At 66.7% G+C, this 12842-nt stretch carries 9 protein-coding genes; all 9 read right to left on the reverse strand.

Going from position 1 to position 12842, the window contains the following annotated elements:
* Window positions 1–191: 191 nt before the first annotated feature.
* Window positions 192–1781 (reverse strand): APC family permease, encoded by a 1590-nt coding sequence (locus tag A5784_RS01425; RefSeq protein WP_064941604.1) that lies wholly within the window; start codon window positions 1779–1781, stop codon window positions 192–194.
* Window positions 1782–2074: 293 nt separating this feature from the next.
* The gene (locus tag A5784_RS01430; RefSeq protein ID WP_064941606.1) at window positions 2075–2737 is read right to left on the reverse strand and encodes a ThuA domain-containing protein; all 663 of its coding nucleotides are present in this window, start codon (window positions 2735–2737) and stop codon (window positions 2075–2077) included.
* Complete coding sequence (locus tag A5784_RS01435; protein WP_064941663.1) at window positions 2734–4185, reverse strand: aspartate ammonia-lyase; 1452 nt, start codon at window positions 4183–4185, stop codon at window positions 2734–2736. Before A5784_RS01435 ends, A5784_RS01430 begins: the two co-directional genes overlap by 4 nt.
* The gene (locus A5784_RS01440) at window positions 4185–4736 is read right to left on the reverse strand and encodes a VOC family protein (protein WP_064941608.1); all 552 of its coding nucleotides are present in this window, start codon (window positions 4734–4736) and stop codon (window positions 4185–4187) included. The genes A5784_RS01435 and A5784_RS01440 overlap by 1 nt, the downstream gene beginning before the upstream one ends.
* Before the next feature lie 3 nt (window positions 4737–4739).
* Entirely contained in the window at window positions 4740–6083 is a 1344-nt protein-coding gene (gene hisD, locus A5784_RS01445) for a histidinol dehydrogenase (protein WP_064941609.1), read from the reverse strand.
* A gap of 108 nt (window positions 6084–6191) precedes the next feature.
* Complete coding sequence (locus A5784_RS01450; protein WP_064941612.1) at window positions 6192–7385, reverse strand: MFS transporter; 1194 nt, start codon at window positions 7383–7385, stop codon at window positions 6192–6194.
* Window positions 7382–9406, reverse strand: coding sequence for an oxidoreductase (locus A5784_RS01455; RefSeq protein ID WP_082944596.1), 2025 nt, complete (start codon window positions 9404–9406; stop codon window positions 7382–7384). The genes A5784_RS01450 and A5784_RS01455 overlap by 4 nt, the downstream gene beginning before the upstream one ends.
* 40 nt (window positions 9407–9446) lie before the next feature.
* A complete protein-coding gene (locus tag A5784_RS01460; RefSeq protein ID WP_232005901.1) occupies window positions 9447–11054 on the reverse strand; it encodes an FAD-dependent oxidoreductase in 1608 nt (535 codons plus the stop codon).
* A 135-nt stretch (window positions 11055–11189) separates the two neighbouring features.
* Entirely contained in the window at window positions 11190–12755 is a 1566-nt protein-coding gene (locus A5784_RS01465; RefSeq protein WP_064941616.1) for a PucR family transcriptional regulator, read from the reverse strand.
* Between the last annotated feature and the right edge of the window lie 87 nt (window positions 12756–12842).

The raw sequence follows: 12842 nt of genomic DNA on the forward strand, positions 1-12842 counted from the left end.
CACATTGATTCTCACTTGCGACACGTTCGGGACACATACCCAATACGTGCAACCTGGAGACTCATTATTGCTCGGGGTGCTCGGGGCGACCTGCGGTGATCCGCGAGTGGCGCCTCCCCGCACCGACCGGCACAGCGAAAGCGCCGCCGGCGGACTCGGAAGAATCCGCCGGCGGCGCCTGAGACCGGCCGCTACTCGGTCGCGGTGACCGTCTGCCGATCGGGCTCGGCCAGCGGCACCTGGCCGGCGAACTGTTCCATATCGTGCTTGGCGCGGTGCGCCCTGAGCAGGTCGGCGATCTCGATCGCGTCGCCTTCCGGTGCAGTCGAGTGCCGGTAGGGCTTGGCCACGACCATGTACACCAGACCGACGGCCGTCACGATGAGGAAGCCGATCAAGGCGATCCAGCGGTCGAAGAAGTGCAGGCTCGGGTCACCGTTGGGCCGGGCCAGCACGATCATCGACAGCACACCGTAGATCAGGGCGCCGATGCCCACCGGCCAACCCCACTTGCCCAGCGACCAGTTGCCGCCGGGCTTCCAGCCCTTGGCACGGGCCCGCAGCGAGGCGAACACCACCATCTGGAAGGCGAAGTAGCCGGCCAGCATCTGGAACGCGGCAACCCGGAACAGCGCATCGGGCAGGAAGTACAGCATCACGAACAAGCAGATGCACAGCGAGGCAACAAGCATCGTCGAGTTCACCGGAACCTTGCGGCTCGAGATCTTCTTGAAGATGTTGGCACCGGGGAACATATCGTCACGGGCGAAGGAGAAGATCAACCGGCTGCCTGCAGCCTGCTGGCCCATGACGCAGGCCAAAAACGAGGTGAGCGCGATGACGAGGAAGATCTTGGTGCCGGTCTCGCCGAAAGTACCGGTGAGGATGGCCGTGATGGGGTTGGCAACATTGCCGTCGACGATGTCCTGCAGATTGGGCGCAGCCAGGATGTAGCCGACGAACGCGAACAGCGCGGCGGCCCCGCCGAGGATCACGGTCAGCATCATCGAGCGCGGGATGGTCCGCGACGGATTGGGTGTCTCCTCGGCCACCTCGCCGCAGGCCTCGAAGCCGTAGTAGAGCACCAGGCCGATGATCGCGGCGGTGACGAAGGCACTGAGGTAATCACCGTCGTGGGCAGTGCCCATGGTGTCGAACAGCACCGAGAAGTTGTTCTTGCGAGCGAAGATCAGCAGGTACAGGCCAACCACCACGATGCCTGCCACCTCAGCGGCCAACCCGATCTTGGCGATGGTGGCCAGCGTCTTGGATCCGGTCGAGTTCAGCGCGACGCAGATGAGCACAACAGCGGTGGCGATGATCAGCTTCTGCAGCGGCGTCGACGAGATGTTGGAATCCGAATGGAACAGTGCCAGAACGAAATCCGCACTGAACATGGCGGTGGTGGTGCAGCCGACGACGATGCCCGCGATGTAGATCCACGACATGATCCAGGCGTAGGGGCCGTTCCACAGGCGCCGGGCCCATTGATAGAGACCGCCGGCGATCGGGAACTGCGAGACGATCTCGCCGAACACCATCGCGACCAACAGCTGTCCGCCTGCCGCGATCACGAGCCACAGGATCGACGGCGGGCCCGCCGTGGTGAGCGCCTGGGTGAACATCGACAGCACACCCACCATGGGCGACAGATAGAGGAATCCGAGCGCGAAGTTCGACCACTGCCCGATCTTCCGGTCGAATTTCTCTTCGTAGCCCAACACGCGCAGGTGGGCGTCGTCGCCGCCGAACGACCCACCTCCGCCGTTTGTCACTGTCATGTGCGATCTCCTCGGATTCAGGTTCTTGCTATGGGCTGATCTGGTCAAAGTCGCCGGACGCGCGCGGATGCGGTGGCGTTGGATCCCGGGTCATGTGACTGCGACCACACATGAAGTCTGGTCGCCGTTGGCACGCGCAGGCAGACCCACTTCGTGAAACCAGTAGTGCATGGATTTCCCATTACGTGTACCCGCTGGCGGCGGCAAGATGCCCGAAACGGCGGTTAAACATGCAGGTCAAGGCGCCTCCGCGGGCGTTGGGAGGCGCCGTGCAATACCGCGGGGCGGCGCGGCTATTGCCGCGCCGCCCAGGCGATGCCCTGTTTGGTGAGGCGACGGACGTCGTCACCGGCCAGGTCCTGCGGTGCATGGCCGACGGAGTGGTAGAAGACGCGTCCCTGCCCCCACTGCCGCACCCAGGCCACCGGGCTGGTCAAGCCGTCCAGCCACGGGAAGTGTTCACCGCTGAAGGTGGTCTCGGCGAGCACCGTGTTGTTGGGGTCGACGCTCATGTAGTACTGCTCGGACGCGACGGGAAAGTCGTTGACCCCGTTGGTCACTGCGTGCTCACGGTCGGTGATCGTGACGTCGTACGGCTGGGGATATCCCTCGCCGGCGGGGTGGGCGAGAAAGTCGCCACCGAGCATCAGGTGGTAGCGCAGGCTTGACCGGAACGCGGCGGCCGCGCCATGCCAGGCCGCCACTCCGGTGCCCGCCTCAACCGCCGCCAGCAGGTGATCCTCCTGGGAGTCCGACAGATCCTCGGTGGTCAATGCGTTGTTCCAGCCGAGGATGATCAGGTCGTAGCCCGTGAGATCGCGGTCGAGGGTGAAGATGTCCTGCGACTCCTCCATCTCGAAGCCCAGCTCGTCGACCACCAGTTCGCGGGTCCACTCGGCGATGTTGTACGGGCTGTGGCCGGGCCATCCGCCGTATAGGTACAGAACGTTGGTCACGCTTGCGGCTCCTCTTCCGGTTGAACTGTTGGCTGCGGGTTCAGCAGGGCATGGGGTGCGAGCAGCTGCGCGACGCGCTCGGCCGACATCAGCCCCTGGGCCACCACGAGATCGGGTATGGCGGCCCCAGTGTGCAACGCCCGCTTGGCGATTCGTGCCGACTCCGCATAGCCGAGGTAGGGCGCCAGCGCGGTGATCACCCCGATCGAGTTGGTCACCGATTCGGCGAGCCGCTGCTCATTGGCGGTGATCCCGACGATGCAGCGCTGCACCAGCGTGCGGCACGCAGCGGTCAGGTGCGCAGCCGACGTGAACAAGCAGTGCGCGATGATCGGCTCGAACGCGTTGAGCTGCAACTGCCCGGCCTCGGCGGCCATGCTGATCGTGACGTCGTTGCCGACCACCTCGAAGGCCACCTGGTTGACGACCTCCGGGATCACGGGGTTCACCTTGCCCGGCATGATGCTCGAACCCGCCTGCACCGCAGGCAGATTGATCTCACCCAGGCCCGACCTGGGCCCGGAGGACAGCAGCCGCAGATCGCTGCAGATCTTGGACAGTTTGACCGCTGTGCGTTTGAGTACCCCGGACACCTGCACGAAGGCGCCGACGTCCTGGGTGGCCTCCACCAGGTCGGTCGCGGTGGACAGATCGATCCCGGTGAGTTCACTCAGCGTGGCACACACCCGCTCGGCATACCGAGGATGGGTATTGAGTCCGGTGCCGATGGCCGTGCCACCGAGGTTGATCTCGGTGACCAGGCGCGCCGCCTCCCGTAGCCGCTGGGCGTCCTCGGCGACCATCACCGCATAGGCGCCGAACTCCTGGCCCAGCGTCATCGGCACGGCGTCCTGCAGTTGGGTCCGGCCCATCTTCAACACATCGCGAAATTCATCGGCCTTGGCGCGGAACGCTACCGACACCTCTTGCAGCGCATCGTGCAACTCCGACAGGTACATCTGCAGAGCGACCTTGATCGCAGTCGGATACACGTCATTGGTGCTCTGGCCCCGGTTGACGTGCTCGAGGGGATGCAGCCGGTGGTAGTCGCCACGGGCCGCGCCGAGGTGTTCCAGCGCCCGGTTGGCGATCACCTCGTTGGCGTTCATGTTGCTCGATGTTCCTGCGCCGCCCTGGATGACGTCGACGACGAAGCTGGAATGCAGCCGCCCCGAACGGATCTCGTCACATGCCGCGACGATGGCCGTGCAGCGCGCGGAATCGAGCAGGCCCAGCTCGCAATTGGTCAGCGCGGCAGCCTGTTTGACTGCCGCCAGCGCGTTGACGAATTCGGGATACGCCGACAGCGGGATACCGGAGATGGGAAAGTTCTCCAGCGCCCTGGCCGTGTGCACTCCGTAATACGCCTCGGCGGGGACGGCCCGGTTGCCCATCGAGTCCTCTTCGATGCGCAGTTCTGGATCGGCCGCGAGTGTCACGTCGGTCATCACCGCCACGTTTCGCTCGGTGGGGCGACCCGCGCCCCGGGCAGCCCGTCGTAGAACCCGCCCTCGGCGCAGCTGGTGAGTTCCAGTTGCATGCCCCACGGCGACCGGAAGTAGAACCAGCGTTGCCCCGCCACGGGAGCGGCGGGATCGACCCCGTTGGGGCCCTCCTGCACCACGACACCGGAGATGGCCTTGACGTAGGCGTATCCGGCGTCGATGTCGTCGACGTAGAACGCCAGATGGTGTCCCCCGACATCGCTGTTGGCGGGCGGCACGCGGACCTGGTCCGGTGCGTCGTACTCGAACAGTTCGATGTTGTGGTGCTGCCCGAGCCGAAGCATGGCCAGGGTGCACCGGGCCCGCGGATCGACGCCGAGGCGGCGACGCATGCTGTCGGATTCGGCGTCGGCGAACGGGCCGTCGGTGAAGATCAGTTCAGCACCGAAATGGTCGACGAAGAACGCGACGGCCTCGTCCAGGTCGGGCACCGTGTAGGCGACGTGGTCCACCGACCGCATGGTCGGAACCTTGGGCTGATGGGCGTCGGTCATGTCTCAATTCTCCGACGACGCGGTCGCCGGAACCCGGTCGAATCGGTGCTCGGTCCACGGTAGATCGTCACCGCCGTACTTGGCGGCCCGCACGTCGGCGGATCGGGCGTGCCCTTCGAAGTTCTCCAGCCGGGCGGCGCGTCCGCACAGCCGACCCAGCTCAGCACTCGACCGCGCATCGGTGATCTCTTGGTAGGTCACGGTTTTCAAGAACTTGCCGACCCACAGGCCGCCGGTGTAGCGGGCCGCACCCAGCGTCGGCAGCACGTGGTTGGTGCCGATCGCCTTGTCGCCGAAGGACACACACGTCTTCTCCCCGAGGAACAGGGCCCCGTAGTCCTGCATCTCGGCCAGCGCCCGCCGCGGTTCTTCGGTGAGGATCTGTACGTGTTCGCTGGCGAAGTGGTCTCCCAGCGCGAACGCCTCCTCGATGGTGTTCACCAGATGCACTTCACCGTGCTCGGCCCAGGACACCGCGGCGATCCCGTTGGTGGGCAGGTTGACCAGTTGGCGCTCGACCTCGGCGATGGTCTCCAGCCCCACTCGCTCGGACGTGGTGATCAGCACGACCGGCGAATCCGGGCCGTGCTCGGCCTGGCTCAGCAGATCGGCTGCGACCACGAAGGGGTCCGCGGTGTGATCGGCGATGATGAGAACCTCGGTCGGCCCTGCGAACAGGTCGATGCCGACCTCACCGAACAGCTGCCGCTTGGCTTCGGCCACGTAGGCGTTGCCCGGGCCGGTGAGCAGGTTGACCGGGTCGATGGTCTCGGTACCCAGCGCCAGCGCCCCGATGGCCTGCACCCCACCCAGGACGTAGATTTCGTCGGCGCCGGCCAGGTGCATGGCGGCGACGCTGATGGCAGGCGGGGTGCCCTGGTTGGGCGGTGTGGTGGCTGCGACGCGCGGCACCCCGGCCACTTTGGCGGTCACGACGGTCATGTGCGCCGACGCGGTCAGCGGATAACGCCCGCCGGGAACGTAGGCGCCGGACGCCGACACCGGCACATGTTTGTGGCCGAGGCGCACACCCGGCAGTGTCTCGACCTCGATGTCGAGCATCGAGTCACGTTGTGCCTGAGCGAAATCGCGTACCTGACGCTGCACGAAGGAGAGATCGTCGACGACGGTGCCGGGCAAGTCGGCGACAATCTTGGCAATCTCTGCCTCGCTGAGCCGAAAAGACTGCGGCGCCCACTTGTCGAATTGCTCGGAGTACCTGCGGACCGCGGAATCACCTTCTGCGCGAATGGCGTCGAGCACGCGTCCGACGGTGTCGACGACCTGCGGGTTGCTCTTGTGTGGTGTTCCGCCCTGGGCGGCCGGCGCCTTGAGAATGACCGACACGGTGGTTCTCCCTCGAATTGCTGCACTGAGTGGGTAGCTGGCGCCGATGACCTGGGGCTTCGGCGTAGTTACCAGTCTCTGGGCAGCGAACGCCCGGTTACAGACTCACTATGTGCAAGGATCGACAGCTTCGCTGCGCACATTCGCCGCATCTGATCGCACCGGCGGCCGCCGCACTGCACGCGCACCCAGAGTGCACACCAGGACCGCCAGCAGCGGAACGGCCATCGCCAGTCGCAGAGTCACCACGTCGGCCAGCCAACCGATCACCGCCGGGCCGGCGAGGAAGGCCACGTAGCCGCCGCCGACCACGCGGGAGAACTGAGTGGCCGACCCCAGGTTGCCTGCCGCGCTGAACACTTGCGGTACCGCCCCGGACAATCCGAGCCCGAAGACGACCCAGCCGACCAGAGTGAGCGGTAGGGCACCGGAGAGCAGCACGACCGCCATCCCGACTGCGGCGGCCGCGCAACCGTAGCGGATCACCGCCACCGGTCCGGCCCGGCCGCTGACCCAGTCGGCAGTGAACCGGCCGACCGTCATCGCCGCGACGAACGCCGCGAACGCAAGGGCTCCGACAGCCTTCGACGTACCCAGCGCATCCTGGGCGTGCAGGCTGCTCCAATCCGTTGCCGAACCCTCGGCGAGGTACAGCAGGAACGCGAGAATGCCGAGTAGGACGAAACGCCGACGCGCAGGTGCGGCGGGCGGGGTGTCACCTGCCGGTGCGGCCGTCACCGTGTTGGGTTGGGTCCGTAGCAGATTCGGTGCCGACACCAACGCGGCGACACCGCACACCGCCCCGAGCATCACCGCGGTCGACGGCATCGACCACCCGGCGGCCAAGGTGGCGGCACCGACCAACGAGCCGAGCACGGTACCCACCGAGAACACCGCGTGAAACGCCGACATGATGGGCTTGCCTGCCGACTGCTCGACGACCACGGCGCGCGCGTTCATCGCGACGTCGGTGATGCCGGTACACACTCCGAACGCCAGCAACCCGGCCGCAAGCGCCACCGCCGAACCAGCGTTGAGCGGTAGCGCCAGTGTCACCGCCATCGCCAGCGCACCGGCCAGTGCCACCCGTCCCGCGCCGAACCGGTCGACGAGCGGACCACTGATCTGCATGCCGCCCAGCGCCCCTGCCCCGTTGAGCAGCAGCATGGTGCCCAAGACACCCGCGGATATGCCGGTGCGCTGCTGCACGGTGGGGATATGCACCGCCCAGGTCGAGATGCACACCCCGAACCCGGCGAACAGCAGGAAGACGGCGACCCGCGAAGCCCTGTATCCGGTCACCGCGTCGCGGGCACCCGCCTCGCGGCGCGCTCACCCTCGTGCACAGCCTCCATCATCGTGCGGCTGGCGACGGCGTCGCCGACCCGCTCGACTGTCACGCCTCGGTTCTTCAGCGCGAAGTAGAGCTCGGTCACGGGGCGGTGCCAGCCCGCCAGGATTACGGTGTCGATGCCCTCCAGTGTGCCTAGGGCACCCTTTTCGACGATGCGCAGGGTCGGTCCGTCGACGGCCGTCATCGTGGTGAACGGATGGGTCGACATGCCCGACTTCAGGATTCGAGGCACCGCGAGGTTGGCGCTGAACGGACCCAGCTTCGCCCCGACATAGGGCAGCGGCGTGAGGAACTCGACCTGGTGACCGTCGGCCTGCAGCTGCAACGCGAGCCCGATGCCCTTCCAGCCACCCTCGCCGTCGTCGACGATCGCGACGTGGTGACCGACGGGCTTGTCCGCATCGAGCACATCCCACACCGACAGCACATGAGGCTGGTCCAGCCCGGGGGTGTTCGGGATGCCCTGGGCCAGGTTGCCCACGATGTCGGCGCCGGGCGCCGATCCGGTGGCCACGATGATGTGGTCGGGATCGAGCGCGAGTACCTCGTCGGCCGTCGGTGACCAGCCCAGTCGCAGGTCCACGCCGTACTTGCCGATCATCACGCCCAGATGGTCGATGACGCCTGCGATCTCACCGCGGCCCTTGATCTTCGCCGCGATCCGCAGTTGGCCACCGGTGCGGTTGCGGCGCTCGATGAGGATCACCTCGTGCCCCTGTCGGGCGGCGGTCTCGGCGGCCTTCATACCGGCCGGGCCCGCGCCGATGACGACAACCAAACGCCGGTAGGTGGCCTGCACCAGGGTGCCGATTCCGAGCTCGAGTTCATACCCCGCCGCCGGGTTGTGCACGCACGACGAGTGCGTCACGTTGAACAGCCGATCGATGCAGCCCTGGTTACAGCCGATGCAGCAGCGGATCTCGTCGAGGCGTCCGGCTTTCATCTTGTTGACCGTCTCGGGGTCGGCGATCTGCTGGCGGGTCATGGCCACCATGTCAGCGTGGCCCAGTGACAGGATGTCGGCCGCGTCGAGTGGATCGTTGATCCGCCCGACCGCGATCACCGGGACGTCGACGACCTCTTTCACCGCTGCCGCCAGGTTTTCCCAGATTCGTTTGGGGTGCTGCATGTCCGGCACGTTCTGGTGGGCCTCGTTGTAGGTGGCCGCCTTGACGCAGATGTAGTCGATCTTGCCGGTGGCCGCGATGGCGGTGGCGATCTGCTGGGCGTCGCCGACTTCCAGTCCACCCGGGCTGAAATCGTGTCCCTGCAGGTTCATCCCGACCAGGTAGTCCGGGCCCACTTCGGCACGCACGGCATCGATCACCCGCAGCACGATGCGCATGCGGTTCTCCAGGGAGCCGCCATATTCGTCGGTGCGGTGGTTGGAGAACGGCGACAGGAACGATGCGAGCAGGTAACCGCCGTAGCCGGAATGGATTTCGACACCGTCCATGCCGCCCTGCTTGGCGTGCCTGGCGCCGATGGCGTGGGCTTCGATGATCTCCTCGATATCCTCGGTTTCCATCTCCTTGGGCATTTCGAGGTTGAACGGGCACGGCGTGTTCGACGGACCCCACAGAGCGCGTTCGGTGAATGTCGAATGTCCTTGTCGGCCACCGTGTCCCAGCTGCATGACGATGCGAGCCCCGTGCTCGTGCACGGCATCGGAGATCCGGCGCAGGCCGGGGACGATCTCGGGCAGCCAGGCCCGCGGTTCGCCCGGGACATCCTGCGAGGTCGGGTGGATCTGCGGGAAAGCCATGCCGATCAGGCCCGCTCCGCCGATGGCACGCTCCCGGTAGTACGCCACGTGCTGCTCGGTGGGCAGATAGTCCTTGGCCATGCCGGTGCCGTGCCCGGTCATGACGACGCGGTTGCGGATCTGCACGTTGCCCAGGGTGATGGGCTCGAACAACGGGGCGAGCACGCGCGCGGTGTCGTCGGCCAACTCGTCGAGCATGGTCATGGATCGTCAATTCCTCAGTGGTTCAGTAGGTTTGGGAGTGTCAGGCGGTCAGGGCGCCGGAGCGGCCGAGGCGCAGGGCCAGCGCGGCCACGGTGATGGCCGGGTTGACCGCCGCCGACGACGCGAACACCGAACTGTCGGCGATCCACAGGTTGTCCACGTCGTGGCTGCGCAGGTCGGCGTCGACCACGCTGGTGGCGGCGTCGGTACCCATGCGGGCCGTGCCGCACTGGTGCGAGGTGGCCTCGACCCCGAGGCTGCGGGTCATGACGATCGGGAAGCCGGCCCGGCGGACGACCTTCTTCATGCGGGCGATCAGGTCGTGGTGCGAGGCGAGGTTGGTCGCGCGTCGCGTGACGGTGATCTGGCCGCGGTCGCCCAGCGCGATCCTGTTCTCCGGCAACGGCAGATCCTCTGACTGGATGAACATGTCCAGGGTGTACTTGGTGACCTCGTCGAGAATCGGCATCGGCACCCAGGGCTTGCCCAGTTTGGCCTGCGGGCCGCGCAGCTTGCCGAGGCCCTGGACGTTGCCCAGCGGGTACCGGTTGTCCGGTCCGGCGAGGTACCAGTCGTTGATGCCGATGGTCTTCTGGTAGACGGCCTCGTTCTGCCGACGCGGATCGATGGCCAGGAAGAACGTGGTCACGTGGGCCATGTAGTTGCGCCCGACCTGGTCCGACGAGTTGGCCAGGCCGTGCGGATGCGTGTCGGAGGCCGAGCGCAGCAGCAGCGCAGCCGTGTTGGCGGCGCCGCAGGCGATCACGAACTTCTTGGCCCGTACCTGAATCTGCTTGCCCGCATGCACGATCCGGGCACTGGTGACCTGACGTCCGCTGGCGTCGGTGTCCAGCCGGGTGACCTCGGCATTGGTGAGCAGCCGGACGTTGCGTGACTCTGCGCGCAGTGCGGGCCGCACCGCGGAGACGTCGGCGTCGCCCTTGGCGTCGATCATGCAGGGGAACGAATCGCAGGTGTAACAGCGCACGCAACCGCCGCCGGGCCGGTAATCGATGGACAGCGGCGAGGAGAACGGATGCAGCCCTTGCTTTTTCGCCGACTCGACCAGCCGCGCCATGGCGCCCTCGTGCGGCACGCCGGGGAACGGGTAGTCGGTGGACCGCCAGGGGTCGGTCGGGTCCTCCCCTTTGTTGCTGTGCACCCAGAACATCTGCTCGGCTTCGCCGTAGAACGGTTCCAGGTCGGCGTAGCTGATCGGCCACGCCGGCGATACGCCGTCAGCGTGCTCGACAGCGTCGAAATCGCTCTCCCGGAACCGCGGCAGGGTCGCGCCGTAGAGCTTGGTGCTACCACCGACGTAGTGATAGTTGCCGGGCACGAACTCCTTGGCGGCGACGGTGTCGTACCACGCGGCGGAGTTCTTGTAGCGGCCTTTGGTGTGCACCGCGTCGAACGACCAGTTTTCGCGCTCCACCGGCAGGAAGTCGCCCTGCTCGACGATCAGCACGTCGGCGCCGCAGTCGCGCAGCGCGTAGGCCAGGCTGCCGCCGCCCATGCCGGACCCGATGATCGCGATGTCGGTCTCGACGACATCGGCGGGTGCGGAGAGGACTTGTGTCTGCAGCGCGGCGACCGCGGGTGACATCGAGGGCGTTGCCGCCAATGGCAGGGATTTTTTCGACAACATGTACGGGCTCCTCTGGGCTGAGAGGACGATGGGCTGCCCGCAATGCGGGTTATCCCAAATCTAGGAGCGCCGCCGCGCGGGCACGACCCGCAGAGTGCGCAGCATCCCGCCAGGGACTACACACTGTGTGCAAGCTCAGCGATTCTCCTGCCGCTGCAGCAGGTCGTGGCCCCGCACTGCGAAGATCAGGGCCTGCCGGGTGTCGGGGTCGTCCAGGGACCGGCCGAGCAGGCTGGTGATCCGCTCGAGGCGGTAGTACAGCGTGCGGCGCTGAACATAGAGCTGCTGGGCGGCCTGCGATTTGTTGCCGTCACAGGACAGGTAGGTGCGCAACGTCGGCAACAGCGGGCTGGTCGAGTTGGCATCGTGTTTGAGCAGCGGGCCCAACTCGTCCTCGATGTAGCGGGCCAGCTCCGGGCCACCGGCCAGCGAGGCCAGCAACCGCAGCACGCCGAGGTCGTCGAAGCGGTGCACCGCCTTGTCCGGTCGCGCGGCGGCCACCGACGCCGCGCTGCGGGCCTGGTCGACCGCGGTGTGCAGCTGCCCCGCGCTGACCGGGCGGCTGATTCCCGCCCGCACGTTGGCCGCCGACAACCGTTGCACCACTTGCTTTTCCGAGCTGGTCCGGGACAAACCCATGATCGCCAGCGTGTGCTCGCCGACGTCGGCCACGACGGCAGGCACGTGCAGGGACCGGCAGAGTTCCTCCATGGCCTCGTCACTGGTGGCGCCCGGCGGGGTCTCCTTGCACACGTAGACCGCAAGCAGTGCGCGGTCCCGCAGGTCCCGGCCGATCCTCATGGCCCTGGTCACGAAGGACTCACCGGAGATGTCGCCCAGCAACAACCGGTTCACCAAAGCGTTTTGCCGCTGCGCCGATTTCGCGCCGCTCTCGCGCGCACCGAGCAGGGCGATCGCAATCCCGTCGGTGGCCCGGTCCAGCGCGTAGCCGGCGGTCCCAGCCAGCGGAGTTCCGCCGTGCAGCACGTGCAGCCAGCCCCAGCGTTCACCGCGCAGCACCACCGCTCGCCGGGTGCAGTTGTGAGCGGAGTTGGCGTTGCTGGCGTCGCCGCCGACGGTGTCATGGTCGATGCGCGAATGGTGTTCCCATTCGGCGAGTACGGCGTCACCGTCGATCGACGGGCCGGAGTACGCGATGACCTGGCGGGTCGCGTCCTCCAGCACCACCGGATGACCGACCTCGGCGGCCAGCGCGTCGGTGAACAGCACCGGATCACGGCCGGCCAGCAGCAGCTGCATGAAGGTGGCGTTGAGCCGTTCGTAGGCGCTCAGGTCGAGCACCCGTTGGTCGACGATCGACTCGTGCACCTGCGCCGAAACCTCGACGAAGGGCAGTTCGCCATCGAGCCCGACCAACGGGAAGCCGCGTTCGCGCGCCGCGTCGATCAACGGTTGCGGCATGCTGCCGAAAGCCCGCCCACTCAGCTCGATCACCAGGACAGCGGCTTGCGCGTCGGCGATCTCGGTGAGGTAGCGCCGTTGCCGCTCGGGGGTCGACCCGATGCCCAGCCCGGCGGTCAGCAACATCTCGCCGCCGGTGAGAAACCTTGCGATATCGGGCACTTCGGTCGGATGGACCCAGCGAACCGTGCGGTCGAGGTGTTCCTCGCCGGCGTACACCTGAAGCGGCACCCGGCTGAACACCTCGAGTTGTAGTGCGGCTCGCACCGTCATCGCCATGGCTGTCCTCCGTTTCACGGGGCAATTCGTCCAATGACAACACGCCGAAAGCCGACAACCTGTGCAGTCACTAACTCATCCGCTGCG

This window comes from Mycobacterium sp. 852013-50091_SCH5140682 (assembly GCF_001665685.1).
In the GTDB taxonomy this organism is placed as follows: Bacteria; Actinomycetota; Actinomycetes; order Mycobacteriales; family Mycobacteriaceae; genus Mycobacterium.

Bases quoted from the DNA above. Each gene is read 5' to 3' on its own strand.
- A5784_RS01435 (WP_064941663.1), bottom strand. From the start codon at position 4,185: ATGACCGACGTGACACTCGCGGCCGATCCAGAACTGCGCATCGAAGAG.
- A5784_RS01465 (WP_064941616.1), bottom strand. From the start codon at position 12,755: ATGGCGATGACGGTGCGAGCCGCACTACAACTCGAGGTGTTCAGCCGG.
- A5784_RS01460 (WP_232005901.1), bottom strand. From the start codon at position 11,054: ATGTTGTCGAAAAAATCCCTGCCATTGGCGGCAACGCCCTCGATGTCA.
- A5784_RS01440 (WP_064941608.1), bottom strand. From the start codon at position 4,736: ATGACCGACGCCCATCAGCCCAAGGTTCCGACCATGCGGTCGGTGGAC.
- A5784_RS01455 (WP_082944596.1), bottom strand. From the start codon at position 9,406: ATGACCATGCTCGACGAGTTGGCCGACGACACCGCGCGCGTGCTCGCC.
- A5784_RS01425 (WP_064941604.1), bottom strand. From the start codon at position 1,781: ATGACAGTGACAAACGGCGGAGGTGGGTCGTTCGGCGGCGACGACGCC.